We start from the raw sequence: 26029 nt of genomic DNA, 5'->3' as shown, positions 1-26029 counted from the left end.
AGGCCAGCCTGGAACTGCACGGAATTGATGCTCATGACGCCACCTCGTCGCCTTCAGGTGGCCGTATGCTCGGCGGTGGGCGACGCACATCCTGCGACTGGCGGCTGAGGGTCGGGGCTAATCAGGATCCTCGATACGCGCGAATTGCGCAGGCGTAAGTTCCATGCGCAGTATGTTAGCACGTAGTGTTAACAGGCCCTAGAGCCAGCGGGCGCGCTTGAACAGCCGGTACAGCACGCCGCAGACCACGGCCACGGCGCCAATGAGCAGCGGATAGGCCCAGCGCGGCTCCAGCTCCGGCATGTGGCGGAAGTTCATGCCGTACCAGCTGGTGACCAGGGTGGGCGCGGCCAACAGCGCGGCCCACGCGCCCAGGCGCTTGACCGTCTCACCCTGGGCCAGGGTCACCAGCGACAGGTTCACGCTCAGCGCGGTGCCGAGCATGTCGCGCAGGCTGTCGATGGCGTCGTTGACCCGGACCACGTGGTCGTGGACGTCGCGCAGGTAGATGCGCACGTCCTCGCCCAGCAGCTGCCCGGCCATGCCCTGGGCGCGTAGCAGCTGCGCCAGCACGTCCTGCAGCGGGGCCACGGCCACACGCATGTAGGTCAGGTCGCGCTTGAGGTCGTACAGGCGCATGACGATGGCGCGGCGGTAGGTGGCCGAGAAGATGTCGCGCTCCAGCTCCTGCAGGGTGTCGCGGTGCTCGTCCACGATCGGCGCGTAGTTGTCCACGATGAAGTCCAGCACCGCGTACAGGGCCATGGCGGGCCCCTGGCGCAGCAGGTGCGGCTCGCGCTCCAGGCGCGTGCGCACCGCCGCGTAGGACAACGAGGCGCCGTGGCGGATGGTCAGCAGGAAGCGCGGGCCGAGGAACAGGTGGGTCTCGCCGTAGCGGATCTTCCCGTCCACCATCTGCGCGGTGTGCGCCACCACGAACAGCACGTCGCCGTAGGCCTCCAGCTTGGGCCGCTGGTGCGCGTTCATCGCGTCCTCGATGGCCAGCTCGTGCAGGCCCAGCTCCTGGCGCAGCGTTTCCAGCACCTGTGCCGGTGGCTCGTACAGGCCGATCCAGGCGAAGCCCGGGCGGTTCTCCGCCAGGGCCTCGCTCAGATGCTCGATGGGCAGGTCCTGGCGCCCGCCGTCGGGGGCGTACCAGGCGCAGGCGATCACGCAGGCGGGCGCGGTGTCCATGCCGGCATCCTGCGCCGGGGCCAGGGCCGCGGGCAAGCCGGCGGGCTCAGGCCGCGGCGCGGCGGCGGCCCAGCGCCAGGGCCAGTGCCGCGTGCAGTGGCAGCAGCAGGGCGATCCAGGGCAGGTTGTACTGCGGCGTCCGCGCCAGCCACTGCAGGCCCCAGCCCAGCGCGGCCAGCGCGGCCACCGCCCAGAGCACGGTGCCGAACAGCCGGCCCGGCGCGCGGCCGCGCAGCAGCGCCACCGCACCGGGCAGCAGCAGCAGGCACAGCGGATCGAGCAGGAACAGGTTGCGGTTGGCCCAGCCGGCCTCGTGCGCGGTGAACCCCCACAGGTACAGCATCAGCGCGCCGGCCAGGCTGCAGACCAGCCACAGCGGCAGCGCGGCGGCGGCCAGCAGGCGCGGACGCCGGCGCAGCGCCAGTACCGCGGCGGCGCCGGCCAGGCCGGCCAGCAGCCACGGCCACACGCGGCGTGGCCGCTCCCCGGGCTCGGGTGCGATGCGGTGCGGCAGCAGCTCCTCCTCGGCCAGCACCAGCGGACGGCCCTGGCTGTTGCGCGCCTCGCGCAGGCTCTCGGCCAGGCGCATGGGTACGAAGGCCTCCTCCCAGCGCGACAGCGGGCGGTCGGCGTACGGCCCCAGGCCCAGGTCGAAGCCCAGCCACATCCACGGCGCCGGCCGCGCCAGGCGCACCGCCTCGCTGCGGTAGGTGTTGCCGCGCGAGCGGCCGGACAGCTGCGAGCGCAGCGCGCCGCCCAGCGCCTCGTCCAGGGCGTCGCGCACCTGGGTGGCGCAGTTGGCGGTGAAGTAGTCGTAGCGGTAGCGGGCGTTCTCCGGGCGCGCGCGCTCGGCCAGGGCCGCGGCCAGATGGCGCGCCTGCTCCGGTTCCAGGTCCAGCCACTGCAGGCGCACGCCGCGCCCGGAGCGGCGGTACTGCTCCAGGTCCTCGGCCAGGGGCCGGGCGACCCGGTAGTACATCATCTCCCCGCGCACGAAGCGGGCGACGAAGTCCGGCTCCTCCGGGACGAAGAAGCCGAAGTTGTACGAGGTGGCCCGGCCGGTGTCCGGCTCGTAGACGACGATGGCGTCGTGGCCGAAGCGTTCGAAGAACACCTCGCCCGGCGCCATCGTGACCACGCCGATGCGCGGCGCCGGCGCGGCCGCCGCCAGCAGCGGCAGCAGCAGTCCCAGCAGCAGTGCGGCCGCCCGGGACAGCGGCCGGAGCGGCGCGTGCGCCGCCGGGGCCGCGAGCGGCATCAGTCCGCGTCCTCCGGCTGGGGCGCCAGCACGCCCACCTGGAAGGCGCGCACGCGGCGGGCATCGGCGCGGATCACGCGGAAGGCGAAGCGGTCCAGGGTCAGCTCCTCGCCGACCTCGGGCAGGTGGCCGATCGCCTCGGTGACCAGGCCGCCGATGGTGTCGTACTCGTCGTCCGGGAAGTCGGCACCGAAGCGGCGGTTGAAGTCCTCGATCGGGGTCAGCGCGTCGACCACGTACTGGCCGTCGGCCTGCACCGCGATCAGGGCGCTGTCGTCATGGGCCTCGTCGTGCTCGTCGTCGATCTCGCCGACGATCTGCTCCAGCACGTCCTCGATGGTGATCAGGCCGGCCACGCCGCCGTACTCGTCCACCACGATGGCCATGTGGTTGCGCGAGAGGCGGAACTCCTTGAGCAGGACGTTCAGCTTCTTCGACTCGGGGATCAGCACGGCCGGTCGCAGCAGGGCGTGGATGCTGGCCGGACCGTTGTCGGCCACCACCCCGCGCAGCAGGTCCTTGGCCAGGAGGATGCCCAGGATCTCGTCACGGTTCTCGCCGTGCACGGGGAAGCGCGAATGCCCGGACTGGACCACCTGCTTCATCAGCTCCAGCAGGCTGGCGTCGGCCGGCAGCGAGACCATCTGCGAGCGGGACACCATGACGTCGCCCACGGTGAGCTCGGACACCGAGAGCGCGCCCTCCATCATGCGCAGGGTGTCTGCGTCGATCAGGCCGTTGCCCTGGGCATCGCGCAGGATGGCGACCAGGTCTTCGCGGGTGTCGGGTTCGCTGGAGAAGGCCGCGCTCAGGCGCTCCAGCCAGCTGCGCCGCCGTTCGTGCGGCTCGGAGGAATGGTGGGGGCTGCTACTGTCGTCTTCGGACATCACAGGAAAAGCGGGCGCCGGGGCCTCCCGGCGTTGCCGGCAGTCTATCGCGGAACGGCGGGCGCGGGCGAGGGCAGGGCGGAGGCCTGGGTCGGCGGCGTGCCGGCCGGGTCCCCGTCTTCCCCGTCCTCGCCGGGCTCGGCCGGCTCCAGGCCGTAGCTGCAGCCGGCCAGGGTCTTGCCGGGATGCGAGGCCACGTTGGACGCGCCCAGCACCGCCGATTCGATCCACGGCGTCCCGTCCGGACCGGGCACCTCCACGGCACGCACCTCGCGGCCGAACATGGCCTTCTCCGGCGTGTCGATGCCGGCCTCCAGCTCCAGCTGGCGGGCCAGCGGGCGCGGATCGGGCAGGTCCAGCACCGCCAGCACCCCGGGCCCGGCCAGGGCGATGTGGTCGGTGCTGTGGCCGAACACGGTGATCGGCGCCAGCAGGCGGAACTCGACCATGAACGGGTTGGCCTGCGGCAGCGGCTGCCAGCCGCGCGCCACCGCCTGCAGCGGGTCCTCCGCCACCGGCAGCAGGGCCAGCATGTCCGCGTAGGAGGCGCGGCACTCGATCAGGTCGGCCAGCTCCGGCGCGGCCTGCGCCTCCGGTGGCGAAGCCCGGGCCAGGCCGGCGGCGAGCGCCAGCACGGCGGCCACGGGGCGGAACGGTCGGCCGCCGCGCACGCTCAGGCATCCCGCTCGGCGGCGTAGGGGTCGGGCAGGCCGAGGGTGGCGAGGATCTGCCGCTCCAGCTGTTCCATGGCCTCGGCCTCCTTGTCGTCCTCGTGGTCCCAGCCCAGCAGGTGCAGGGTGCCGTGCACGGTCAGGTGGGCGTAGTGCGCCGCCAGCGGCTTGCCCTGCTCGCGCGCCTCGCGTGCCACCACCGGCGCGCAGATCACCAGGTCGCCCAGCAGGGGGAACTTCACACCCTTGGGCAGGCCCTCGGGCAGCTCGGCCGGGAAGCTGAGCACGTTGGTGGCGTAGTCCTTGCCGCGGTAGTGGCGGTTGAGGGCGCGGCCCTCCTTCTCGTCCACGATGCGGATGGCCAGGTCGGCCTCGCGGATGCGCCCGGCCAGGGCCGCGGCCACCCACTTGCGGAAGCTCGCCGCGGCCGGCACGCCGCGGCGGGGGAGGCCGTAGCTGACCGCCACGTCCAGGCGGACCGGACCGCGGGTCATGCGCGGCCTCCGTGGCGGTACGGGTGCGCGGAATGCGTGTTCATGCGGCCGGTCCGGTCAGCCGGTCCTGGGCGTCCCGGCGGTCGTAGGCGTCGACGATGCGCGCCACCAGCGGGTGGCGGACCACGTCCCTGGCCTCGAAGAAGGTGAAGCTGACGCCCTCCACCCCGCGCAGCACATCGATGGCGTCCTTCAGGCCCGACTTCACGTGCCGCGGCAGGTCGATCTGGGTCATGTCGCCGGTGACCACCGCGGTGGAGCCGAAGCCCAGGCGGGTCAGGAACATCTTCATCTGCTCGATGGTGGTGTTCTGCGCCTCGTCCAGGATCACGAAGGCGTCGTTGAGGGTGCGGCCGCGCATGTAGGCCAGCGGCGCGATCTCGATAACGTTCTTCTCCAGCAGCTTGACCACCTTCTCCACGCCCAGCATCTCGTACAGGGCGTCGTACAGCGGGCGCAGGTAGGGGTCCACCTTCTGCGCCAGGTCGCCGGGCAGGAAGCCGAGCTTCTCGCCGGCCTCCACCGCCGGGCGCACCAGCACCAGGCGCTGCACCCGCGACTCGTTGAGCGCGTCCACCGCCATGGCCACGGCGAGGAAGGTCTTGCCGGTGCCGGCCGGGCCGATGCCGAAGTTGATGTCGTGGGTGGCGATGGCGTGCAGATACTTCTGCTGGTTGGCGCCACGGCCGCGGATGGTGCCGCGGCGCACCTTCACGGTGACCTCCTGCGGCTGGTACTCGGCCGCCACGGCCTGGTCCACGTTGGCCTCGTTCAGGCGCAGGTGGATGGCATGGGCGTCGAACACGGTCTGCCCGGCCTCCTCGTACAGGGCCTGCAGCAGGCGTTCGGCCCGCTCGGCGGCGCGGCGCGGGCCGGTGACCCGGAACACGTTGCCGCGGTTGGCGATCTCCACGCCCAGGCGCAGTTCGATCTGGCGCAGGTGTTCGTCGAAGGGGCCGGCGAGGTTGGCCAGCCGCTCGCTGTCGGCGGGCTCGAGGGTGAAGTCGCGCTGGGTCTTGGAGGTCATCGGCGGGGCGCTGCCTGCACGCGGGGGCGTGCGGGCGCCGTTCGGGAACGGGCAGGAAAGGGTAGCGCGCGGGGGGCGCGCGGGCCAGTCGACGCCCCGGCGACGCCGACGCCCGGCCGGGCCTCAGCCCGGGTGGCCGGGCCGGCGGCGCATCCACTCCGCGGCCACCCGCGCCGCCGTGGCCGGGTCGTCGGCCACCAGCACCAGCCGGTGGTCGTGGTCGCTGTACTGCACCCGCAGGTTGACCCCGGCCGCCGCCATCGCCGCCGCGGCCGCGCCCAGCTGCCCGGGGCGGGCCTGGTCCAGGCGCAGGGTGACCACCGGCTGCTCGGCCAGCACGGTGATGCCCTCGGCGCGCAGTACCTGCGCCACCGGGGCGGCGGCGTCGAACAGGAAATGCGCGACCGCCCGGCCGCCGAAGCACCAGGCGCCGCCGCCCTCGATGCTGATCCCGGCCCGGCCCAGGGCGCCGGCCATGCGCGCCAGCGCCCCGGGGCGGTCCCCGAGCAGGATTTCCACGTCCTTCATGTCCATGCCGGCGGCTCCGTGGCGACGGTGGACGACGGTTCGCATGTGATCGGCACGCTGCAGGAATTGGCGATGAAACAGCGCGCATGGGCGGTCGCGTGCAGGGCGGCCGCGCGCTGCGGGTCGCTGCCGGGGGCCAGGACCACCTGCGGGTGCAGGCGGATGCCGCGGAAGCGGCCGCCGGCGGGACCGGCCTCCAGCCCGCCCTCGGCCTGGGCGCGGTAGGCCAGCACCCGGATGCCCTCGCGTGCGCACAGGGCCAGGTAGAACAGCATGTGGCAGGCCGCCGCCGCGGCCAGGAACAGGTCCTCGGGGGTGTGCCGCGCCGGGTCGCCGCGGAAGGCGGGGTCGGCGCTGCCGTGCAGCACCGGCTTGCCGGCGACGTGGATCTCGTGGTCGCGCCCGTAGGCGTGGTAGCCGGCGGTGCCGGTGCCGCGGTTGCCGGTCCAGCGCAGCTCGGCCAGGTAGTGGTGGGTGTCGGTGGCCATGTCGGTGTCCTCCGCCCGGGGAGGCTAGGATGCGGGGGGCATGGCACGCTTCGACGGGGATCGAACCATGGGCGTGGACAGCGAACTGGCACGGGTGGCGGCGGCACTGGGTGATCCGGCGCGCAGCCGCATGCTGGCGATGCTGATGGGCGGGCAGGCGCGTACCGCCGGGGAGCTGGCGCTGGACGGCGGGGTTTCGCCTTCCACCGCCAGCACCCACCCGGCGCTGCGCGGGCGCCGAGCCGGCCCGGTGGATCCGGCCCTGCGCCGCGCGCGCACCTGCTACGACCACCTGGCCGGCAGCCTGGCGGTGGCCTGGCTGGAGGCGATGCGCGCGCACGGCCACCTGGCCGGACCGGACGGCCTGGTGCTGAGCGCGTCCGGCGAGGCGTGGTGCCGCCAGGCGGGCCTGGACCTGGACGGCGCGCGCGCCGCGCGCCGGCCGCTGTGCCGGACCTGCCTGGACTGGAGCGAGCGCCGCGACCACCTGGCCGGCGCCCTCGGCGCGGCGCTGCTGCGCCTGCTGCTCGAACGCGGCTGGGCGCGGCGCATGCCCGATTCGCGCGCGCTGCGGGTGGGCGCGCGCGGCGAGCGCCTGCTTACCGGGCTGCGCTGAGGCGGGGGGCCGCCTTCAGGCGACCACGACCTCGCCGCGCAGGGAGTTGCTCAGCGCCTCGGTGATGCGCACGTCCACGAACTGGCCCACCAGGCGCGGATGGCCGGGGAAGTTCACTGGGCGCATGTTTTCGGTGCGGCCGGTCAGCTCGTTGGGATCCTTCCTGGACGGGCCTTCCACCAGCACCTTCTGCACCGTGCCGACCATGGCCCGGGAAATGCGCGCGGCGTTGGCATTGATCGCCGCCTGCAGGCGCTCCAGGCGCGCGTGCTTGACCTCGTCCGGGGTGTCGTCGGCCAGGTCGGCCGCCGGGGTGCCGGGGCGGCGCGAGTAGATGAAGGAGAAGCTCTGGTCGAAGCCGACCTCCTCGATCAGCTTCATGGTCTTCTCGAAGTCGGCGTCGGTTTCGCCGGGGAAGCCGACGATGAAGTCCGAGCTGATCGAGATGTCCGGACGCACCGCGCGCAGCCTGCGGATCTTCTGCTTGTATTCCAGTGCGGTGTAGCCGCGCTTCATCGCGCTGAGCACGCGGTCGCTGCCGGACTGCACCGGCAGGTGCAGGTAGTTGGCCAGCTGCGGTACGTCCCGGTAGGCCTCCACCAGCGCATCGGAGAACTCCACCGGGTGCGAAGTGGTGAAGCGGATGCGGCCGATGCCCTCGATCTGGGCGATGGTGCGGATCAGCAGGGCAAGGTCGGCGACCTCGCCGTCGCCCATCGGGCCGCGGTAGGCGTTGACGTTCTGGCCCAGCAGGTTGATCTCGCGCACGCCCTGGGCGGCCAGTTGCATGACCTCCACCAGCACGTCCTCGAACGGGCGGCTGACCTCGGTGCCGCGGGTGTAGGGCACCACGCAGAAGCTGCAGTACTTGGAGCAGCCCTCCATGATCGAGACGAAGGCGGTGGGGCCCTCGGCGCGCGGCTCGGGCAGGCGGTCGAACTTCTCGATCTCCGGGAAGGAGATGTCCACCTGCGGGCGGTTCTGCTCGCGGCGGGCGCGGATCAGCTCCGGCAGGCGGTGCAGGGTCTGCGGGCCGAACACCAGGTCCACGTACGGGGCGCGGCGGATGATGGCCTCGCCCTCCTGGGAGGCCACGCAGCCGCCCACGCCGATGATGACCTCGCGACCGCGGTTCTTCAGGCCCTTCCAGCGCCCCAGCTGGCTGAACACCTTCTCCTGCGCCTTCTCGCGGATGGAGCAGGTGTTGATCAGGATGACGTCGGCCTGCTCCGGGTCGTCGGTCAGCTCCAGGCCCTCCTGCTCGGCCAGCACGTCGGCCATGCGGGCCGAGTCGTACTCGTTCATCTGGCAGCCGTGGGTCTTGATGAACAGCTTGCCGCGGGGCGTGCCGGGCACGCGCGGGCCGGCGCCGGGCAGGGGCACCAGGGCGGGAGTGGTGGCTTCGGGCGCGATGGCGGCGTCCGGACGGGCGTCCGGCGTGGCGGTCATCCCGGTCATGGCGGTTATTCCAGGCGGGCGGGGCCGCATAGTGTAGCCGGGTGGCGGTTTTCCCGGGGCGGAACGGCCGTTGGGCGGCCGTTCGGGCTTGGCAAGAGGGCGTGAAGCTGGGAGACTCGGCGCCCATGAAGGGGATGACGGGGACGCTGGGGCTCGCCGTGATCGCACTGGCCGCGCTGGCCGCCGCCGCGCCGGCCCGGGCGGGCACCCTTTACCGCTGCGTCGGCGCCGACGGCGTGGCCGCCTACGTCGACAGGCGCGTCCCCGGCAGCCAGTGCCGGGTCGCCACCCGCTTCGTCCCGGACCGCCGCGCCCCGGCATCGCGCCCGGCGTCGGCCCCGGCGTCGGCCCCGGCGTCCGCCGCGCCGGCGTCCGCGGGCGCCGCGCCCGCTGCGGTCCCGGCCGCCTACGTGCCGCAGCAGCCGGCCGCGGCCACCGCCGCGCCGCCGCGGCGCCGGGTCAGCGGCCAGGTCTACTCCTATGTAAAGGATGGGGTACGGCACTTCAGCAGCCGGCCGCCGGCCCGCGGTTCGGGTGCGCACGATCTGCGCACCGTGGCCTACAGCTTCATCGAGACCTGCTACGCCTGCGCCGTGCGCCCGGGCGTGAACTTCGCCACGGTCAAGCTCAACACCACCGCCTACCAGGCCGAGATCGCCGCCGCGGCGCGCGAGTTCGGGGTCGAGGAGGCGGTGGTGCGGGCCATCATCCATGCCGAGTCGGCGTTCAACCCGCTGGCCGTCTCCAGCGCCGGCGCCCAGGGCCTGATGCAGCTGATGCCGGCCACGGCGCGCCGCTTCGGCGTGGCCGACAGCTTCGACCCGGCGGCCAACATCCGGGGTGGCGTGCAGTACCTGGCCTGGCTGCTGCAGCGCTACAACGGCGACCTGACCCTGGCGGCGGCCGGCTACAACGCCGGCGAGGGGGCGGTGGACCGCTACCGGGGCGTGCCGCCCTACAGTGAGACCCAGCGCTTCGTGCAGCGTGTGGCCGTGCTGGCCGAGCGCTACCGCGGCGTGCTGGCGTCGCGGTAGGGGCGGCGCCATGCGGCTGGCCACGGGCAGGCAAGGGGTCGGGGCAACCTCCATTGTCCCCCTGTTTAGCGTTCCGTTACACTTCCCTGTCTTTTGCGGAGGGGGTACCGCCCCGGTGGCGGGGCCCGTCCCGGAGGCAGCCAACGCGACCAAGCAGAAGATTTTCGGAGTGCCGGATGGCCAACGATGAGGTCAAAGCGCCTGTGAACACGGGCCGACGCCGGTTCCTGACGGCCACCACGGCAGTGGTGGGCGCGGTCGGGGCCGGTTTCGCAGCGGTTCCTTTCATCAAGTCCTGGAACCCGAGCGCCCGCGCCAAGCTCGCCGGTGCGCCGGTGGTGGCGGACATCAGCGGGCTGCAGGAGGGCCAGCGCCTGATCCTGGAATGGCGCGGCCAGCCGATCTGGATCGTCAAGCGCTCCAAGGCGGTGCTCGACGCCCTGCCGACGCTGGATTCGCGGCTGCGCGACCCGGACTCCGAGAACGCGGACCAGCAGCCGGAGTACGTGCGCAAGGCCAACCCGAAGCTGCGCTCGCTCAGGCCCGAGATCTCCGTGCTGGTCGGCCTGTGCACCCACCTGGGCTGCTCGCCGGAGATGGCCGCCGAGATCAAGCCCGAGCCGTACGACCCGGAGTGGAAGGGCGGCTATTTCTGCCCCTGCCACAAGTCCCGGTTCGACATGGCCGGCCGCGTGTTCCAGGGCGTGCCGGCGCCGAGCAACCTGGTCGTTCCGCCGCACCACTACGCCGACGACAACACCATCGTCATCGGCGTCGATCCGGAGGGGGCCGCCTAAGCCATGGCTAAGAACATCCTCAGCCGCGCCGCCAACGGCGTGTGGGCCTGGTTCAACGAGCGCGCGCCGGGCTTCATGCCCGTGTACCGCAAGCACATGAGCGAGTACTACGCGCCGAAGAACTTCAACATCTGGTACATCTTCGGCGTGCTCTCGCTGGTGGTGCTGGTCAACCAGCTGGTGACCGGCATCTTCCTGACGATGCACTACAAGACCAGCGCGGCGGAAGCCTTCGCCTCGGTCGAGTACATCATGCGCGACGTGGAGTGGGGCTGGCTGATCCGGTACATGCACAGCACCGGTGCCTCCCTGTTCTTCATCGTGGTCTACCTGCACATGTTCCGCGGCCTGATGTACGGCTCGTACCGCAAGCCGCGCGAGCTGGTGTGGATCGTCGGCATGCTGATCTACCTGGTGCTGATGGCCGAGGCCTTCATGGGCTACGTGCTGCCCTGGGGGCAGATGTCGTTCTGGGGCGCCAAGGTGATCATCTCGCTGTTCGGCGCCATCCCGGTCATCGGCAACGGTCTGACCGAGTGGATCATGGGCGACTACCTGCCCTCCGACGCCACCCTCAACCGCTTCTTCGCCCTGCACGTGATCGCGCTGCCGCTGGTGCTGCTGCTGCTGGTCGTGCTGCACATCTTCGCGCTGCACGAGGTCGGCTCGAACAACCCGGACGGCGTCGAGATCAAGAAGGGTCCGAAGGGCAACCGCTGGTCGCCCAACGCCCCGGCCGACGGCGTGCCGTTCCACCCGTACTACACGGTGAAGGACACCTTCTACGTGTGCGCGATGCTGCTGGTGGCGGCCTTCATCATCTTCTACGCCCCGGCCTTCGGCGGCTGGTTCCTCGAGCACGACAACTTCACCGAGGCCAACAAGCTGGTCACGCCGGAGCACATCAAGCCGGTGTGGTACTACACGCCGTACTACGCGATGCTGCGCGTGGTCCCGAACAAGCTCGGCGGCGTGCTGGTGATGTTCGGCGCGATCATGATCCTGTTCCTCGTGCCGTGGCTGGACCGCGCCAAGGTCAAGTCGTACCGTTACCGCGGCGTGCTGTCGAAGGTGCTGCTGCTGCTGTTCGGCTTCAGCTTCGTGTGGCTGGGCAAGATCGGCGCCGGCCCCGGCACCGACCCGGTCGAGACCATCATCGGCCGGTTCCTGACCGCCTACTACTTCCTCTTCTTCCTGACCATGCCGATCTGGACCAAGATCGACAAGACCAAGCCGGTGCCGGAACGGGTGACGACGCATGACTAAGAAGTGGATTGCACTGCTGGCCGCGGCCGCCACCGGGCTCCTGTTCTCCGCCGCCGCGCTGGCCGCTTCCGGCGGCCAGCTGCTGCAGGCCGGCAACGACCTCAACGACAAGGCCTCGCTGCAGCGCGGCGCGGCCCTGTACATGAACTACTGCTCGGGCTGCCACTCGCTGAAGTACCTGCGCTACTCGCGCATGGCCGAGGACCTGGGGCTGACCGAGGAGCAGGTCACCGCCAACCTGAACTTCACCGGCGCCAAGCACGGCGAGCACATCCAGGTCGCGCTGACCGAAGCCGACGGCGAGAAGTGGTTCGGCAAGATGCCGCCGGACCTGACCCTGATCGCGCGTGTGCGCGGCACCGACTGGCTGTACACCTACCTCAAGTCGTTCTACCTGGACGAGTCGCGTCCGCTGGGCTGGAACAACATGCTGTTCCCCAACGTGTCCATGCCCAACCCGCTGTGGGAGCTGCAGGGCCTGCAGCACGCCGAGTTCGGCGAGCCGGACGAGACGGGCGAGCGGCATCCGGAGCGCCTGGTGGTCACCAGCCCCGGCCGCCTGTCGGCCGAGCAGTTCGACCAGGCCGTGCGCGACATCACCAATTTCCTCGAGTATGCGGGTGAGCCGGCCGCGCTGAAGCGCCAGGCGATCGGCGTGTGGGTGATCCTGTTCCTGGTCCTGCTGACCTTCCTCGCCTACCTGCTCAAGCAGGAATACTGGAAGGACGTGGAGTAAGGAGAAGCGCGTGCCTTTTCCGCGCACCTCCCCGGTGCGCGGAAAAGGGCCTGCATGGCCTTGCGCTTTTCCGGCGTGGCCCTGCACACTCGGGAACCGTGACGACCGTCGGCGAGGGGCCGGCGGCGGCAGTCGGCCGGCGGATTCCGGCCGTCGGAGGCCTAGATGGCAGTGAGCGTGCGCATGCGCAATACCCTGACGTTGTTTTCCTCCGTCGATGACGTCCTTTGTCATCGCGTACGCCTGGTCCTTGCGGCCAAGGGCGTGACCTACGACCTGGTCCCGGTGGATGCGCAGAACCCGCCCGAGGACCTGATCCACCTCAACCCGTACCACTCGGTGCCGACCCTGGTCGAGCGCGAGCTGGTGCTGTACGCCGCCTCCGTGGTGAGCGAGTACCTGGACGAGCGCTACCCGCATCCGCCGCTGATGCCGGTGGATCCGCTGTCGCGCGCGCGGCTGCGCCTGGCGATGCTGCGCATCGAGCACGACTGGGTGCCGCAGGTGCAGGCGATCCAGCTGGGCAACAAGCAGCAGGCCGAGGCCGGCCGCAAGCGCCTGCGCGAGCTGCTGACCGAGGCGCTGCCGCTGTTCAAGGCCAGCAAGTTCTTCCTCAACCCCGAGATGAGCCTGGCCGACTGCGCCATGGCACCGATCATCTGGCGCCTGCAGGCGCTGGACGTGCCGTTGCCCAAGGACGGCAAGGCCATCGAGGACTACGGCAACCGGATCTTCCGCAACCCGGGCTTCGTCCGCAGCCTGACCGAACAGGAAAAGAAACTGCGCGACCTGCCGGCCTGACGGCCGGCGTCCTTCCGGGGCGGCGCGGGCCGTGTCGGCGTAGACTGTGACCATGACCGACGACGTTCCGCGCATGACCAGTTACCGCCCGTACCTGCTGCGGGCGCTGACCGAGTGGATCAACGACAACGGCATGACCCCGCACATCCTGGTGGATGCGGGCGTGCCGGGCGTGCAGGTGCCGGCCAGCGCGGTGCGCGACGGCCGGGTGGTGCTCAACATCTCCGACCGCGCCGTGGTCGGCCTGCGCATCGACAACACCTGGATCTCCTTCACCGCGCGCTTCGGCGGCGTGAGCCAGCCGGTGCAGGTGCCGGTCAGCGCGGTGCTGGCGGTGTACGCCCGCGAGACCGGGAAGGGCATGGTCCTGCCGGAGGAAACCGGGCTGCCGCCGCCGGAGGACGACGGCCCCGGTCCGCAGGGCCCGGGCGACGGCCCCGCCGAGCCGTCCGCGCCCAGGCGCCCGCACCTGCGCGTGGTGAAGTGCCCCGCCACGCGCCGGTCGCCGGGTACCCATGCGATGCCGCGCCAGCGGCGACCCGGCTGGCGTTCAACCGTGCGGGCAAGACGACGGGCGGTGGCATCAGGGCGGTGTGATTGTCGGGTGCCCTGGCACGGGCGCATCCGCGGCGACCGGATGCCCCGTCGCGTCGCCGCTGGCGCGGCTCCTGCAGAAACCGCGCGGCGGCCCGGCCGGCTTCAGTCCTGCCGCGACGTGAAGGGCAGCACGCGCGCGCCGGCCGACGGGCCGACGAATTCCACCAGACGGTCCCCGCGCAGGACCATGCGGCCGCTGTGGCGATCGGTGCCGTCGTACGAGTAGTCGAAGCGGAAGCCGCGCTCCAGACCCAGCCAGCCGTCCTCGCGGCGGTACAGGCGCACGCCGGTGGCGTGCACGCTCTGGTCCAGCCACTGCACGCCGGCGGCGGCGCAGGCGTCGCGGCCCAGCACTTCGGCGCGTTCGGCGGCGGCACGGGCCGCGTTCCAGAAGGCGAACACCGCGGCGCCGGCGATCATCAGCAGGATCAGGCTCGGCATGCGCGCAATGTAGCCGAACCGCCGGCGGTCCATCACGCCCCGGCCGCGCCGGGTACGGGTGGCCCGCGCCAGGGGTGACCGGGGCGATGCCGGCCGTGCATCGGCATGGCCGTTCCGGTGCGGTGGCCGGGCGCCGGCTCCGGACGTGCCGGCCGGGTCGCCGCCGACGCGCTTGCAAGGGGGGCACGCCGCATCCTGCAGGAACCGCGCAAGCGGCCCGGCCGGCGTATCCGAAGCCGGCGTCCAACCGCCACGCAGGATTGGCCACGCGTCCGGCCGGACGGCCTCGCGTCGCCGCTGACGCGGCGCCTACAGGTCGAGCCTGAGCTGGAGCAGCACCGCCCAGTCGCGGCGGTTGAAGCTGCCCGCGGCAGGATTGCCCGGGCTGCACGCCGGGCCCGCGCCGGCGTCCTCCCTGCCGGCGGGCGGGGGGGCGGCCTCCCCGGCCGGCGGGGGCGTGCCGGTGCGGCCCAGGGCGGCGGCGTCCAGGTGCCCGGCGGGATCCAGCGGCAGCTTGCGCAGGGTCACCGCGTTGAGGACGTTGCCGCCGACCAGGTACAGGGTGCGGTCGCCGCCGGGATTGGCGGCGACGACGATCTCGCAGTGCGAGCGCACCGCGCCGGGCGTCTGTCCGGCCAGCGCCTGGCGCAGCCCGTCCGCGCCGCGGCCGGCGTCGGCGCCGCGCAGGAAGCACAGCAGGTCGCCGGGCGCGGGGCGTGTGGTCCACGGGTCGGCGTAGAGATACGGGCTGGCCGGGTCGCGCCAGGCGTGGGCGACGTAGTCCAGGTGCCGGGGCGAGGCGGCGAAGCCCGGCACGCCGGCGCGCAGCATCACCCAGGAGACGAACGCGGCCGACCAGGGCTGGTCCACGACGAAGGCACGGCAGTCGTTCTCGGCGGCCTGGCCGTACGGGGCCATGCAGGCGGAGGCGCCGGGCGGGTCGGCCATGGCCGCCAGCGTGCCGCTCCCCCGCCAGTACCGAGCCCCGCGCTGCCAGGCCTGGGTGCTGCCGTCGTCCAGGTGCGCGCGTTCGGCCTCGGTCACCGCCAGCGCGGCCAGGCGGCCGTCGGCCTCGATGAAGGGCTGCAGCCACAGCCGGTGCTCCTGGCAGGCCGTGCGCACGATCCGCACGGCCAGTTCGGTCAGCCCGTAGCGGGGCGGCAGCTCGCACGGTTCCACCGCGGCAGGCGCGGCGCGGGCGGCGGCAGCGGCGCACAGCAGGAGCAGGGCGGCGACGGTCCGGCGCATGCGGCTTCTCCCCCGGGGATCCGGTCCAGCATGGCCGGGCGCCGGTCCAGCCGGCGTGAGCGCAGCGCCGCGCTCAGGGCGCGGGGCCGAGCTTCATCGACAGGTCGATGGCGCGCACGTGCTTGGTCAGGGCGCCGATGGAGATGAAGTCAACCCCGTCCTCGGCGATGGCGCGCACCCCGGCCAGGTCCACGCTGCCGGACACCTCCAGCGGGATGCGGCGGCCGCCGGCGGCGGCCTGGCGGGCGATGCGCACCGCCTCGCGCCGGCCTGCGGCGGCGAAGTCGTCCAGCAGGACGCGGTCGCAACCGGCGGCCAGCGCCTCGCGCAGCTGGTCCAGGGTCTCGACCTCGACGATCAGCGGCAGCGACGGCCGCGCGGCGCGCGCGGCGGCGATCGCCGCGGCCACCGAGCCGGCCACGCGCACGTGGTTCTCCTTGAGCATCACCGCGTCGTACAGGCCCAGGCGGTGGTTGGCGCCGCCGCCGGCGCGCACCGCGTACTTCTGCGCCAGGCGCAGGCCGGGCAGGGTCTTGCGGGTGTCGAGGATGGTGGCGCCGGTGCCGCGCACGGCCGCGACGAAGGCGGCCGTGGCGGTGGCGGTGCCGCACAGGGTCTGCATGAAGTTCAGCGCGGTGCGTTCGGCGCTGACCAGGCTGCGGCTGCGGCCGTGCAGCACGGCCAGCACGGTGCCGGCGGCCACGCGCTGGCCCTCGCGCACGCGCCAGTCGATCGCCACCTGCGGGTCGAGCAGGCGGTGGCAGGCGTCGAACCAGGGCCGCCCGGCCACCACCGCCTCCTCCTTGCACAGCAGGCGGGCGCTTTCGGGCACGTCCGGCAGCAGCGCGGCGGTGACGTCGCCTCCGCCCAGGTCCTCGTCCAGGGCGCGGCGCACGTCGGCCAGCACGGCCTCCGGCGGAGGCGGGGCCAGGGACGCGTCCACCGCCGGGCTCAGGCCGAGGGGAAGTCCGGTACCTGGTCGGTGGCCAGGGCCTCCTCGACCAGCAGCACCGGGATGCCGTCGTCCACGCGGTAGACGTGGCGGCGGTCGCGGGTGACCAGGGCCTCGCGCAGCGGTTCGCGCTGCGGGGTGCCGTCGCCGCGCACCACCTGGCCGGCGGCGATGGCCCGGTTCAACGCCTCCAGGCCACGCGGCTCCAGCAGCGCCAGGGGCTGGCGGGTGTCGGGGGAGCACAGCAGGTCGAGCAGCTTGCGGTCCATGTACCGGTCGTGGAGGTGGGAAGACGGCTAGAATACGGCCTTGCCACCGAGAACGGCCATGCCAGCCCAGCAAAATTCCACTGCCGCCCCCCTGGTCGGCATCGTCATGGGATCGCGCTCCGACTGGGAGACGATGCAGCACGCCGCGCAGAAGCTCGAGGCCCTGGGCGTGCCCCACGAGGTCCGCGTGGTTTCCGCGCACCGCACCCCCGACGTGCTGTTCGAGTACGCCGCCAGCGCCCGCGAACGCGGCCTGCGCGCGATCATCGCCGGCGCCGGCGGCGCCGCGCACCTGCCGGGCATGCTCGCCTCCAAGACCGCGGTGCCGGTGCTGGGCGTGCCGGTGCAGAGCCGCGCCCTGAACGGCCTGGATTCGCTGCTGTCCATCGTGCAGATGCCGGCGGGCGTGCCCGTGGCGACCTTCGCCATCGGCAATGCCGGCGCGGCCAACGCCGCCCTGTTCGCCGCGGCCATGCTGGCCCGCGAGTTCCCGGCCATCGGCCAGGCCCTGGACGGGTTCCGCCGCCGCCAGACCGAGGACGTGCTGGCCCACGACGATCCGCGGCTGCCGGCATGACCACGGTCGGCATCCTCGGAGGCGGGCAGCTCGCCCGCATGCTGGCGCTGGCCGGCGCCCCGCTGGGGCTGCGTTTCCTGGTGCTGGATCCGGCCGCGGACGCCTGCGCCGGCCAGGTCGCACCGCTGCAGGTGGGCGGGTTCGCCGACCCGGCCGCGCTGGAGGCCTTCGCCGCCGAAGTGGACGTGGCCACCTTCGACTTCGAGAACGTGCCGGCCGAGGCCGCGCAGCGGCTGGCCGAGCGGGTGCCGGTGTACCCGGACCCGCGCGCGCTGGCCGTGGCCCAGGACCGCCTGGCCGAGAAGCGCCTGTTCCGCGAGCTGGGCATCCCGGTGCCGGCCTTCGCCGCGGTGGACAGCCGCGAAGGGCTGGAGCGTGCGCTGGACGAGGTCGGGGTGCCGTGCATCCTCAAGACCCGCCGCCTGGGCTACGACGGCAAGGGCCAGTTCCGCATCCGCCAGCGTGGCGACGCCGACGCCGCTTGGGCGGCGCTGGGCGCGCAGGCTGGCACGGTCGGCCTGATCCTGGAGGCTTTCGTGCCGTTCGACGGCGAGATCAGCGTGGTGGCCGTGCGCGGCCGCGACGGCGGGTTCCGCGCCTGGCCGGTGACCTGCAACTGGCACGTGGACGGGGTGCTCTCGGCCAGCCTGGCCCCGGCGCCGGTGGACGCGGCCCTGGCCGAGGCCGCGGTGGCCCATGCCCGGCGCCTGGCCGGGCACCTGGACTACGTGGGCGTCTTCGCGCTGGAGCTGTTCCACCGCGACGGCCGGCTGCTGGCCAACGAGATGGCCCCGCGCGTGCACAACTCCGGGCACTGGACCATCGAGGGCGCCGAGACCTCGCAATTCGAGAACCACCTGCGCGCGGTGCTGGGCCTGCCGCTGGGCTCCACCGCCATGCGCGGCCATGCCTGCATGCTCAACTGGGTCGGGCAGATGCCCGGGGCCGTCCCGGTGCTGGCCGAGGCCGGCGGGCACTGGCACGACTACGGCAAGCAGGCCCGCGCCGGGCGCAAGGTCGGCCATGCCACCCTGCGCGCCGACGATGCGCAGGCCCTGGCCGCGGCCCTGGAGCGGGTCGGCCAGGCGCTGGACCGCACGGAGCAGGTCGCCCCGGCGGTGGCCGCCCTGCGCGCCCTGTAGGCGCCGCGCACGCGGCGACCCGGCCGGCGTTCGACCGCCACGCCGGAGCGGGAATGCGGGGGAATTGCGGGGGGGCATGCCCGCTGGCCGGTGTGCGGGGCCGTATGCCGCGGCCGGCTCAGCGCAGGCGGGCGTTGGCCGCCTTCCAGTCCACCACCTGCCAGAAGGCTTCCAGGTAGCGGGCGCGGTCGTCGTGGCGGTCCAGCCACCAGGCGTGTTCCCACAGGTCGCAGGCCAGCAGCGGCACGTCGGCGCCGGTCAGCGGGGTGGCCGCGCCGGGACCTGCGGTCAGGCCCAGCGACCCGTCCGGGCGCTGCACCAGCCAGGCCCAGCCGGACCCGGCCAGACCCAGGGCCAGGCGGTTGAATTCCTCGCGGGAGTGACCGAAGCCGCCCCCCCGCCGGATCCGCAGGGCGGCCAGCTCGCCGACCGGTTCGCCGCCGCCGCGCGGGGACAGGCAGGACCAGTAGAAGCCGTGGTTCCAGGCCTGCGCGGCCTGCTCGAACAGCCGTCCGCGGGCCCGCCGGACCACGTCCTCCAGCGGCAGTTCCTCCAGCCCCGTGCCCTCCAGCAGCCGGTTCACCGCCTCCACACAGGCCCGGTGGTGGGCCAGGTGGGCCTCCAGGGTGGCCGCCGACAGGTGCGGCTCCAGGGCGGTGCGGGCGTAGGGCAGCTCGGGCAGGGCGATGGCCATCGGTCCTCGGGGTGGGGCGGCGGCGCCGGCGGCGTGCAGGGATTACAATTGCAACTTCAGTGTAGCCGACGGCGCGGCCTGGCCCGCCGTCCAGGGAGAGGGCAATGGCGGTCATCGAGCGCATCCAGGTCGAGGTCGAGAGCCATCCGATCGTGCTGTTCATGAAGGGCACTCCGGAATGGCCGATGTGCGGCTGGTCGGCGCGCGCCGTGCAGGCGCTGCGCGCGGCCGGCGCCCAGAACCTGCACACCGTCAACGTGCTCGAGGACCCCGAGGTGCGCGCCAACCTGCCGCGCTATTCCAACTGGCCGACCTTCCCGCAGCTGTTCCTGCACGGGGAGCTGATCGGCGGCTGCGAGATCACCCTGGAGCTGCTGGAGTCCGGTGAGCTGCAGCGCATGGTGGCCGAGGCCCAGTCGCAGCAGCAGTCGCAGCAGTGAGCCTGGTCGGTCTTCCTTCGCTGGCCCCGCAGCCGCTGGCCGGGCGCGTGGTCCTGGTCAGCGGTGCCCACGGCGGCCTGGGTTCGGCCGCCGCGCGCGCCTGCGCCGCCGCCGGCGCGACCCTGGTGCTGCTCGGCCGCCGCCTGCCGCGGCTGAACCGGGTCTACGACGCGGTGGCCCAGGCCGGCCCGGAGCCGCTGCTGTACCCGCTGGACCTGGAGGGGGCCTCGCCGGACGACTACGCCGAGATGGCGCAGCGCATCCAGGACGGTCTCGGCCGGCTGGACGGGCTGCTGCACTGCGCGGCCGAGTTCCGCGGCCTGACCCCGCTCGAACACCAGGACCCGGCCGACTTCGCCCGCGCGGTGCACGTCAACCTGACCGCGCCGGTGTGGATGGTGCAGGCCTGCCTGCCGCTGCTGCGCCGCGCGCCCGATGCCTCGGTGGTGCTGGCGGTGGACGACCCGGAGCGGGTGGGGCAGGCCTACTGGGGCGGCTACGGCGTGGCCCAGCACGGGCTGCGCGCGCTGGTCGGGATGCTGGCCGCCGAGCTGGGCGGCACCTCCGTGCGCGTGGCCGGCCTGCAGCCCGGGCCGATGCGCACCCCGCTGCGCGCCAGGGCCTATGCCGACGACCTGGACGGCCGGCTGCGCGACCCGGAGGCCTATGCCGGGGCCTGCGTCACCCTGCTGTCGGCCGCCGGCGCCGAATACCGCGGACGGATCTGGAGTCCCGCCCCATGACCGTGATGTCGGCAGCGCTGCTGCTGTTCCTGATCCTGGACCCGCTGGGCAACGTCCCGGTGTTCCTCAGCGTGCTCAAGCCGCTGCCGCCGCAGCGCCAGCGCGTGGTGCTGGTGCGCGAGCTGCTGATCGCGCTGGTGGTGCTGATGCTGTTCCTGTGGTGCGGCAAGTACGCCCTGGAGCTGATGCACCTGCGCCAGGAGTCGGTCTCCATCGCCGGCGGCATCGTCCTGTTCCTGATCGGCATCCGCATGATCTTCCCGCGCCCGGAAGGGCTGATGGGCGAGATCCCGGACGGTGAGCCGTTCATCGTGCCGCTGGCGATCCCGCTGGTGGCCGGCCCCTCGGGCATGGCCGCGGTGATGCTGATGGGCAGCCGCGAGCCGGACCGGCTGTGGGAGTGGAGCCTGGCGCTGTTCCTGGCCTGGGCCGCGACCGCCGCGATCCTGCTGGCCTCGCCGTTCCTCTACCGGCTGCTGGGCCGGCGTGCGCTGACCGCGGTCGAGCGGCTGATGGGCATGCTGCTGGTGGCACTTTCGGTGCAGATGCTGCTCGACGGCCTGTCCGCCTACCTGGGCCAGGTCGCCCCGTAGGCGACGCGCGCGGGCAGTCGCGGCCGTGGGTCGGGCGGTCTGCTGCAGCGCAATGAATTTTTGTCATATCGGCGTCATATGCCGTCACTAGCATGTTAATCTGGTGTTAACCCCCGTGCTCGGCGCACGGGGACGCCTATTTCCTCCTTCGAGCCCGCAGGGCCCGCTCCCGATCCCATCCTCACTCCGTCAGAGGCCTATTCCCATGACCGATCACCGTCGACTCCGGATGTCCAAGCTCACCCTGGGTCTGGTGGCCGCGCTCGCCGCCGCCCCCGCCTTCGCCCAGAGCACCTCCGCCGGCGTCGCCGGCGTGGTGACCAGCGCCGAGGGCCAGCCCGTGGCGGGCGCCGAGGTGACCATCGTCCACGTCGAGTCCGGCACCGTCAGCCGCGCCACCACCGATGCCAGCGGCCGCTACAACGCACGCGGCCTGCGCGTGGGCGGCCCCTACCGGATCACCATCACCAAGCCTGGCGAGGGCACCCGCACCGAGGACAACATCTTCCTCGGCCTGAACCAGGTCAACACCGTCAACGCCCAGCTGACCGGCGACATCGCCACCCTGGAGACGGTCACCGCAACGGGCATCGCCGGCGGTTCGGAAATCTTCAGCGCGACCAAGATGGGCACGGGCACCAACGTGACCCGCCAGGCGATCGAGGCACTGCCCTCGGCCAACCGCAACATGCAGGACTACATTCGCCTGGATCCCCGCATCACCCAGGTGAGCAAGGCCGACGGCGCCATCTCCGCGGGCGGCCAGAACACCCGCTACAACGCCATCCGCATCGACGGCATCGGCGCCGGCGACCCGTTCGGCCTTGAGCCGAACAACTTCCCGACCGAGCGCCAGCCGGTGTCGATGGACGCCATCCAGGAAATCAACATCGACCTGGCCAACTACGACACCACCATCTTCGGCGGCACCGGCGCGGTGATCAACGCCGTGACCCGTTCGGGCACCAACGAGTTCGGCGGCACGGTGTACTACACCTACCGCGACAAGGACATGGTGCGCGAGAAGCTCGAAGGCCAGGTCTTCAACGGCTTCAAGAAGGAAGAGACCTACGGCGCGACCTTCGGCGGCCCGATCGTCAAGGACAAGCTGTTCTTCTTCGCCAACTACGAGAAATACAACCGCACCGCGCCGGGCGCCAGCCTCAGCGACACCGCCTACGGTGCCGGCCAGGTGACGGACGCGGACATCGCCGCCGTGATCGCCGCCGCCAACGCGCACGGCTTCGACGCCGGCTCCCTGTCCCCGCCCGGCGACAGCAAGACCGAGATCGAGGAGTACGCGCTGAAGATCGACTGGAACATCAGCGAAGACCACCGCGCCGCCCTGCGCTACAACAAGATGGAGCAGAGCGTGATGCGCTTCCCGGGGCTGGGCAGCAGCACGGTGTCGCTGAGCAGCTACTGGTACGCGCAGCCGAAGACCTACGAAACCTGGATGGCCGAGCTGTTCAGCGACTGGAGCGACAACTTCTCGACCGAGTTCAAGGCTTCTTACAAGGACTATTCGTCGGTCCGTTCGCCGAACTCCAACCTGCCGCACATCCAGATCCGCGGCTTCGGCACCAACAACTCGTCGGTCCTGCTGGGCACCGAGCAGAACACCCACGTCAACATCGTGGAAAGCAAGGAGCTTAGCCTGTTCGGCGCCGCCAACTGGTACGTGGGCGACCACACCGTCAAGTTCGGCGTCGACCATCAGGACAACGACCTGATGAACTTCTACGGCCGCAATCTCAACGGCGTCTACACGTTCAACAATCTGGCCGCCTTCGTCGCCGGCACCCCGTCGCAGTACATCGTGCGCGCGCCTCGCCCGGACGGCGGCAGCTACTCGGACGTGCCCGCCGACTTCACCCTGAAGAACACCGGCGTGTTCCTGCAGGACACTTGGGCGGTCAACTACAACCTGACCCTGATGTTCGGCGTGCGCGTGGACATTCCGGACTACAGCGAGCAGAAGCTCTACAACCCGCTGATCGAGCAGACCTACGGCTACGACAACACCGTCGTGCCGGACGACAAGCTGGTGCAGCCGCGTTTCGGCTTCAACTACACCTTCGACAGCGACCGCCCGACCCAGCTGCGCGGCGGCGTGGGCCTGTTCGGCGGCGCCGCGCCCAACGTGTGGCTGGCCGGCGCCTACCAGAACACCGGCCTGAACTACGTCGAGTACACCCTCAGCAATCCCGGCGCGATCTTCACCCCGAACGTCAACCCGCCGTACATCCCCAACACCGGCACCGATCCCGGCTGCAACCCGGTTCCCACCCGCGCCAACTGCCCGCGCGCCAACGTGGATATCATCGAGCCGGGCCTGAAGCTGCCGTCGGTGTGGAAGACCAACCTGGCCTTCGACCACGAACTGCCGTGGCACGGCATCGTGCTCTCGGCCGAGGCCCTGTACACCAAGGTCAACGATGGCCTGTACATCCAGCGCCTGGACCTGTACGACGGCGACGGCAACGGCCCGACCGCCTACGGCCAGGACGGTCGTCCGCTGTTCTGGAATCCCGCCGGCCTGAACCCGGCCAACGTCGGCCGCTACGGCATCGATCCGGGCACCAACGGCGCCGCCACCAAGGCCAACCGTCCGTTCGGCATCGGTGACGTATTGCTGATCCGCAACACCGACAAGGGCGAGAGCACCCAGCTGACCTTCGGCCTGGACAAGCCGCTGCTCGATACCTGGGGCTGGTCGCTGTTCTACACCTACACCAAGGCGACCGAAGTCAGCCCGATGACCAGCTCGCAGAACACCTCCAACTGGGGCAACACGCCGATCTTCTCGGTCAACGAGAACGTGGCCTACGACTCGCGCTACGCGATCAAGGACCGCATCACCGGCCAGCTGCACTGGCAGAAGGCCTTCTTCGGCGACTACAAGACCCGCGTGTCGATGTTCTACGAAGGTCGCAGCGGTCGTCCGTACAGCTACATCTTCTACAACGACGCCAACGGCGACGCGACCAGCGCCAACGGCGCCGGCTACTTCAACGACCTGTTCTACGTGCCGGCGGGCCCTGGCGACGTGCTCTGGACCGGCGGCGCGGCGATGGAGCAGCAGTTCTTCGACTGGTTGGCCAAGCATCCGGAGCTGGCGCGCTACAAGGGCCAGATCGCCCCGGCCAACCGCTTCCGCACCGGTTGGACCAACAGCATCGACGTGCGCATCAGCCAGGAGCTGCCGGGCCTGTTCCGCGGCCACAAGACCGAGCTGACGCTGGACATCATGAACCTGGGCAACCTGCTGAACAAGGACTGGGGCCACATCGAGGACTACGGCTTCAACGCGACCTCGCGCGTGGCCAGCTATGCGGGCATCGATCCGGCCACCGGCAAGTACGTGTACAACTTCACCGGGTCGGCCCAGGAGCCGCAGATCCAGGAGAACAACAACGACAAGGGCAACACCGCCGTGTCGCGCTGGTCGGTGATGCTGGGCATCAAGTACCGCTTCTGATCGGAACTGCGAATGGCAGCGAAGACGGCCGGGGCGACCCGGCCGTCTTTTTGTGCGGAGAAGAACCACCTCTTTTGGGGGGTGCGCCCGGCCAAGCGCACCCGCTCGGGGGGACGCGGCGCGCCCCTGGCGTCGGGTTTGCGCAAGGGCGTGCCGGGTGGGGTAAAGTCGCCGACCGGTTCCGACGACACACTGGAGTCACATGAGCGATTCGGCCACCAGCACGCTGCCCGTGCAGGACGCCCGCATCTACCCGCGCGGCGGCCTGGACGTGCTCTCGCGCACCGAAGTGGCGCGGTTGCGCGACGCCTCCAGCGGCGGCATGCACGAGCTGCTGCGCCGCTGCGCCCTGGCGGTGCTCACCAGCGGCAGCGCCAGCGACGATCCGCGGGCGGCGCGCGACCTGTACCCGCACTTCGACATCCAGGTCACCCAGCAGGACCGCGGCCTGCGCATCGACCTGTTCAACGCGCCCGGCATGGCCTTCGTGGACGGCGAGATCATCCGCGGCGTGGCCGAGCTGCTGTTCGCGGTGGTGCGCGACCTGGCCTGGACCGCGATCGAGCTGGGGCCGGAGTACGCCAGCAACCTGGAGACCTCCGAGGGGATCACCGATGCGGTCTTCGGCCTGTTGCGCAACGCCCGCGTGCTCAAGCCCGGCGACCCCAACCTGGTGGTGTGCTGGGGCGGCCACTCGATCTCGCGCGAGGAGTACCTGTACAGCAAGCAGGTCGGCTACGAGCTGGGCCTGCGCGGGATGGACATCTGCACCGGCTGCGGCCCGGGCGCGATGAAGGGCCCGATGAAGGGCGCGACCATCGCCCACGCCAAGCAGCGCCGCAGCCGGCCGCGCTACATCGGCATCACCGAGCCGGGCATCATCGCCGCCGAGTCGCCCAACCCGATCGTCAACGAGCTGGTGATCATGCCGGACATCGAGAAGCGGCTCGAGGCGTTCGTGCGCCTGGCGCACGGCATCGTGGTGTTCCCGGGCGGCGTGGGCACGGCCGAGGAGATCCTGTACCTGCTGGGCATCCTGCTGCGCGAGGAGAACGCCGGCCTGCCGTTCCCGCTGATCCTCACCGGGCCGACCATGGCGGCGCCTTACTTCGAGCAGATCGACCGCTTCCTGCGCCTGACCCTGGGCGAGGCCGCCACCAGCCGCTACGAGATCGTGATCGGCGACCCGGCGGCGGTGGCCAGGAAGATGGACGCCGGCATCCGCAAGGTGCGCGAGGCCCGCATCGCCGCCAAGGATTCGTTCTACTTCAACTGGGGCATCCACATCCCCCTGGAGTTCCAGCGGCCGTTTGTGCCCACCCACGAGGCCATGGCCGCCCTGGACCTGCACCATGGCCGGCCCGCGCCGGCGCTGGCCGCGGACCTGCGCCGCGCCTTCTCCGGCATCGTCGCAGGCAACGTCAAGGAGGAGGGCATGCGCCGGGTGGAGCAGTACGGCCCGTTCCTGATCCACGGCGACGCGGACATGATGCAGGCCCTGGACGGGCTGCTGCGCGCCTTCGTCGAGCAGCGGCGCATGAAGATCGCCGGCGAGTACAAGCCCTGCTACCGCGTGGTGGCCTGAGCGCCGGAGCTA

The 26029-nt window shown here is 71.7% G+C and carries 27 protein-coding genes and 1 pseudogene; 14 read left to right on the top strand and 14 right to left on the bottom strand.

The features are described 5' to 3' along the window. Positions 1-198: 198 nt before the first annotated feature. The 8 genes from CR938_RS05765 to CR938_RS05730 form a co-directional block, all read right to left on the bottom strand. Positions 199-1194, bottom strand: coding sequence for a magnesium and cobalt transport protein CorA (locus CR938_RS05765; protein ID WP_162124080.1), 996 nt, complete (start codon positions 1192-1194; stop codon positions 199-201). Positions 1195-1240: 46 nt separating this feature from the next. After that, positions 1241-2452, bottom strand: coding sequence for a lipoprotein N-acyltransferase Lnb domain-containing protein (locus CR938_RS05760; protein WP_162124079.1), 1212 nt, complete (start codon positions 2450-2452; stop codon positions 1241-1243). Continuing rightward, positions 2452-3339 (bottom strand): CorC family transporter, encoded by an 888-nt coding sequence (locus tag CR938_RS05755; RefSeq protein WP_162124078.1) that lies wholly within the window; start codon positions 3337-3339, stop codon positions 2452-2454. Before CR938_RS05755 ends, CR938_RS05760 begins: the two co-directional genes overlap by 1 nt. Before the next feature lie 44 nt (positions 3340-3383). Then, the gene (locus CR938_RS05750; protein WP_425502419.1) at positions 3384-4010 is read right to left on the bottom strand and encodes a hypothetical protein; all 627 of its coding nucleotides are present in this window, start codon (positions 4008-4010) and stop codon (positions 3384-3386) included. A gap of 2 nt (positions 4011-4012) precedes the next feature. Next, the gene (ybeY, locus tag CR938_RS05745) at positions 4013-4504 is read right to left on the bottom strand and encodes an rRNA maturation RNase YbeY (RefSeq protein ID WP_162124077.1); all 492 of its coding nucleotides are present in this window, start codon (positions 4502-4504) and stop codon (positions 4013-4015) included. A gap of 40 nt (positions 4505-4544) precedes the next feature. Then, entirely contained in the window at positions 4545-5531 is a 987-nt protein-coding gene (locus tag CR938_RS05740; RefSeq protein ID WP_162124076.1) for a PhoH family protein, read from the bottom strand. A 123-nt stretch (positions 5532-5654) separates the two neighbouring features. Next, the gene (locus tag CR938_RS05735; protein WP_246190990.1) at positions 5655-6065 is read right to left on the bottom strand and encodes an ACT domain-containing protein; all 411 of its coding nucleotides are present in this window, start codon (positions 6063-6065) and stop codon (positions 5655-5657) included. After that, the gene (locus CR938_RS05730) at positions 6056-6547 is read right to left on the bottom strand and encodes an OsmC family protein (protein WP_162124075.1); all 492 of its coding nucleotides are present in this window, start codon (positions 6545-6547) and stop codon (positions 6056-6058) included. Before CR938_RS05730 ends, CR938_RS05735 begins: the two co-directional genes overlap by 10 nt. 40 nt (positions 6548-6587) lie before the next feature. Here CR938_RS05730 and CR938_RS05725 point away from each other — a divergent pair, with 40 nt between their 5' ends. Next, positions 6588-7163, top strand: coding sequence for an ArsR/SmtB family transcription factor (locus tag CR938_RS05725; protein WP_246190989.1), 576 nt, complete (start codon positions 6588-6590; stop codon positions 7161-7163). Between the two features lie 15 nt (positions 7164-7178). Here CR938_RS05725 and miaB read toward each other — a convergent pair whose 3' ends face one another. Next, positions 7179-8612: a tRNA (N6-isopentenyl adenosine(37)-C2)-methylthiotransferase MiaB gene (gene miaB, locus CR938_RS05720; protein WP_162124081.1), complete on the bottom strand. Its 1434-nt coding sequence runs from the start codon at positions 8610-8612 to the stop codon at positions 7179-7181. A gap of 134 nt (positions 8613-8746) precedes the next feature. On the opposite strand from miaB, the gene CR938_RS05715 reads away from it, so the two are divergent. The 6 genes and pseudogenes from CR938_RS05715 to CR938_RS05690 form a co-directional block, all read left to right on the top strand. Then, positions 8747-9655 (top strand): lytic transglycosylase domain-containing protein, encoded by a 909-nt coding sequence (locus CR938_RS05715; protein WP_162124074.1) that lies wholly within the window; start codon positions 8747-8749, stop codon positions 9653-9655. A 176-nt stretch (positions 9656-9831) separates the two neighbouring features. Beyond that, complete coding sequence (gene petA / locus CR938_RS05710; protein ID WP_162124073.1) at positions 9832-10452, top strand: ubiquinol-cytochrome c reductase iron-sulfur subunit; 621 nt, start codon at positions 9832-9834, stop codon at positions 10450-10452. A gap of 3 nt (positions 10453-10455) precedes the next feature. Continuing rightward, complete coding sequence (locus CR938_RS05705) at positions 10456-11718, top strand: cytochrome b (RefSeq protein WP_162124072.1); 1263 nt, start codon at positions 10456-10458, stop codon at positions 11716-11718. Then, positions 11711-12454: a cytochrome c1 gene (locus tag CR938_RS05700; protein ID WP_162124071.1), complete on the top strand. Its 744-nt coding sequence runs from the start codon at positions 11711-11713 to the stop codon at positions 12452-12454. The genes CR938_RS05705 and CR938_RS05700 overlap by 8 nt, the downstream gene beginning before the upstream one ends. A gap of 165 nt (positions 12455-12619) precedes the next feature. Beyond that, positions 12620-13255: a glutathione S-transferase N-terminal domain-containing protein gene (locus CR938_RS05695; protein ID WP_162124070.1), complete on the top strand. Its 636-nt coding sequence runs from the start codon at positions 12620-12622 to the stop codon at positions 13253-13255. A gap of 52 nt (positions 13256-13307) precedes the next feature. Beyond that, positions 13308-13739 (top strand): annotated as a pseudogene (locus CR938_RS05690) (ClpXP protease specificity-enhancing factor); the annotation flags it as partial. 215 nt (positions 13740-13954) lie between these two features. On the opposite strand, the gene CR938_RS05685 reads toward CR938_RS05690, so the two are convergent. From CR938_RS05685 to CR938_RS05670, 4 genes are all read right to left on the bottom strand, one after another. Next, complete coding sequence (locus tag CR938_RS05685; protein WP_162124069.1) at positions 13955-14293, bottom strand: DUF3301 domain-containing protein; 339 nt, start codon at positions 14291-14293, stop codon at positions 13955-13957. Between the two features lie 309 nt (positions 14294-14602). After that, positions 14603-15541, bottom strand: coding sequence for a DUF2272 domain-containing protein (locus tag CR938_RS05680; protein WP_162124068.1), 939 nt, complete (start codon positions 15539-15541; stop codon positions 14603-14605). A gap of 73 nt (positions 15542-15614) precedes the next feature. After that, entirely contained in the window at positions 15615-16484 is an 870-nt protein-coding gene (gene nadC, locus CR938_RS05675) for a carboxylating nicotinate-nucleotide diphosphorylase (RefSeq protein ID WP_162124067.1), read from the bottom strand. 8 nt (positions 16485-16492) lie between these two features. Further along, positions 16493-16762 carry a Trm112 family protein gene (locus CR938_RS05670; protein ID WP_162124066.1) on the bottom strand — a complete coding sequence of 90 codons (270 nt, stop codon included), beginning with the start codon at positions 16760-16762 and terminating at the stop codon, positions 16493-16495. Between the two features lie 58 nt (positions 16763-16820). Between CR938_RS05670 and purE the strand changes: the two genes are divergently transcribed. Next, on the top strand, positions 16821-17339 hold the full coding sequence (purE, locus tag CR938_RS05665) for a 5-(carboxyamino)imidazole ribonucleotide mutase (protein ID WP_162124065.1): 519 nt from the start codon (positions 16821-16823) through the stop codon (positions 17337-17339). After that, entirely contained in the window at positions 17336-18481 is a 1146-nt protein-coding gene (locus tag CR938_RS05660) for a 5-(carboxyamino)imidazole ribonucleotide synthase (protein ID WP_162124064.1), read from the top strand. The genes purE and CR938_RS05660 overlap by 4 nt, the downstream gene beginning before the upstream one ends. A 118-nt stretch (positions 18482-18599) precedes the next feature. Here CR938_RS05660 and CR938_RS05655 read toward each other — a convergent pair whose 3' ends face one another. Beyond that, positions 18600-19175 carry a superoxide dismutase gene (locus CR938_RS05655; protein ID WP_162124063.1) on the bottom strand — a complete coding sequence of 192 codons (576 nt, stop codon included), beginning with the start codon at positions 19173-19175 and terminating at the stop codon, positions 18600-18602. A 104-nt stretch (positions 19176-19279) separates the two neighbouring features. Between CR938_RS05655 and grxD the strand changes: the two genes are divergently transcribed. The 5 genes from grxD to ppnN all read left to right on the top strand — a co-directional run bounded on the left by grxD (position 19280) and on the right by ppnN (position 26017). Further along, complete coding sequence (gene grxD, locus CR938_RS05650) at positions 19280-19615, top strand: Grx4 family monothiol glutaredoxin (protein ID WP_162124062.1); 336 nt, start codon at positions 19280-19282, stop codon at positions 19613-19615. After that, the gene (locus CR938_RS05645) at positions 19612-20358 is read left to right on the top strand and encodes an SDR family NAD(P)-dependent oxidoreductase (protein ID WP_162124061.1); all 747 of its coding nucleotides are present in this window, start codon (positions 19612-19614) and stop codon (positions 20356-20358) included. The genes grxD and CR938_RS05645 overlap by 4 nt, the downstream gene beginning before the upstream one ends. After that, positions 20355-20951, top strand: coding sequence for a YhgN family NAAT transporter (locus CR938_RS05640; protein ID WP_162124060.1), 597 nt, complete (start codon positions 20355-20357; stop codon positions 20949-20951). Before CR938_RS05645 ends, CR938_RS05640 begins: the two co-directional genes overlap by 4 nt. 229 nt (positions 20952-21180) lie before the next feature. Continuing rightward, a complete protein-coding gene (locus CR938_RS05635; RefSeq protein ID WP_162124059.1) occupies positions 21181-24432 on the top strand; it encodes a TonB-dependent receptor in 3252 nt (1083 codons plus the stop codon). Positions 24433-24634: 202 nt separating this feature from the next. After that, a complete protein-coding gene (gene ppnN / locus CR938_RS05630; protein ID WP_162124058.1) occupies positions 24635-26017 on the top strand; it encodes a nucleotide 5'-monophosphate nucleosidase PpnN in 1383 nt (460 codons plus the stop codon). The last annotated feature ends 12 nt before the right edge of the window (positions 26018-26029 follow it).

The sequence above is a fragment of the Pseudoxanthomonas taiwanensis genome (genome assembly GCF_010093135.1).
GTDB lineage: Bacteria > Pseudomonadota > Gammaproteobacteria > Xanthomonadales > Xanthomonadaceae > Pseudoxanthomonas > Pseudoxanthomonas taiwanensis.
Note: the sequence above shows the minus strand (reverse complement) of the source record. Positions and strands in the feature narration are given on the sequence as shown.

Bases quoted from the DNA above. Each gene is read 5' to 3' on its own strand.
- CR938_RS05755 (WP_162124078.1), bottom strand. From the start codon at position 3,339: ATGTCCGAAGACGACAGTAGCAGCCCCCACCATTCCTCCGAGCCGCAC.
- CR938_RS05670 (WP_162124066.1), bottom strand. From the start codon at position 16,762: ATGGACCGCAAGCTGCTCGACCTGCTGTGCTCCCCCGACACCCGCCAG.
- CR938_RS05725 (WP_246190989.1), top strand. From the start codon at position 6,588: ATGGCACGCTTCGACGGGGATCGAACCATGGGCGTGGACAGCGAACTG.
- grxD (WP_162124062.1), top strand. From the start codon at position 19,280: ATGGCGGTCATCGAGCGCATCCAGGTCGAGGTCGAGAGCCATCCGATC.
- CR938_RS05655 (WP_162124063.1), bottom strand. From the start codon at position 19,175: ATGGCCATCGCCCTGCCCGAGCTGCCCTACGCCCGCACCGCCCTGGAG.
- CR938_RS05735 (WP_246190990.1), bottom strand. From the start codon at position 6,065: ATGGACATGAAGGACGTGGAAATCCTGCTCGGGGACCGCCCCGGGGCG.
- CR938_RS05700 (WP_162124071.1), top strand. From the start codon at position 11,711: ATGACTAAGAAGTGGATTGCACTGCTGGCCGCGGCCGCCACCGGGCTC.
- CR938_RS05635 (WP_162124059.1), top strand. From the start codon at position 21,181: ATGTCCAAGCTCACCCTGGGTCTGGTGGCCGCGCTCGCCGCCGCCCCC.
- CR938_RS05660 (WP_162124064.1), top strand. From the start codon at position 17,336: ATGACCACGGTCGGCATCCTCGGAGGCGGGCAGCTCGCCCGCATGCTG.
- purE (WP_162124065.1), top strand. From the start codon at position 16,821: ATGCCAGCCCAGCAAAATTCCACTGCCGCCCCCCTGGTCGGCATCGTC.
- CR938_RS05740 (WP_162124076.1), bottom strand. From the start codon at position 5,531: ATGACCTCCAAGACCCAGCGCGACTTCACCCTCGAGCCCGCCGACAGC.
- CR938_RS05685 (WP_162124069.1), bottom strand. From the start codon at position 14,293: ATGCCGAGCCTGATCCTGCTGATGATCGCCGGCGCCGCGGTGTTCGCC.
- petA (WP_162124073.1), top strand. From the start codon at position 9,832: ATGGCCAACGATGAGGTCAAAGCGCCTGTGAACACGGGCCGACGCCGG.
- CR938_RS05715 (WP_162124074.1), top strand. From the start codon at position 8,747: ATGAAGGGGATGACGGGGACGCTGGGGCTCGCCGTGATCGCACTGGCC.
- CR938_RS05760 (WP_162124079.1), bottom strand. From the start codon at position 2,452: ATGCCGCTCGCGGCCCCGGCGGCGCACGCGCCGCTCCGGCCGCTGTCC.
- ppnN (WP_162124058.1), top strand. From the start codon at position 24,635: ATGAGCGATTCGGCCACCAGCACGCTGCCCGTGCAGGACGCCCGCATC.
- ybeY (WP_162124077.1), bottom strand. From the start codon at position 4,504: ATGACCCGCGGTCCGGTCCGCCTGGACGTGGCGGTCAGCTACGGCCTC.
- CR938_RS05695 (WP_162124070.1), top strand. From the start codon at position 12,620: ATGGCAGTGAGCGTGCGCATGCGCAATACCCTGACGTTGTTTTCCTCC.
- CR938_RS05680 (WP_162124068.1), bottom strand. From the start codon at position 15,541: ATGCGCCGGACCGTCGCCGCCCTGCTCCTGCTGTGCGCCGCTGCCGCC.
- CR938_RS05640 (WP_162124060.1), top strand. From the start codon at position 20,355: ATGACCGTGATGTCGGCAGCGCTGCTGCTGTTCCTGATCCTGGACCCG.
- CR938_RS05765 (WP_162124080.1), bottom strand. From the start codon at position 1,194: ATGGACACCGCGCCCGCCTGCGTGATCGCCTGCGCCTGGTACGCCCCC.
- CR938_RS05705 (WP_162124072.1), top strand. From the start codon at position 10,456: ATGGCTAAGAACATCCTCAGCCGCGCCGCCAACGGCGTGTGGGCCTGG.
- miaB (WP_162124081.1), bottom strand. From the start codon at position 8,612: ATGACCGCCACGCCGGACGCCCGTCCGGACGCCGCCATCGCGCCCGAA.
- CR938_RS05730 (WP_162124075.1), bottom strand. From the start codon at position 6,547: ATGGCCACCGACACCCACCACTACCTGGCCGAGCTGCGCTGGACCGGC.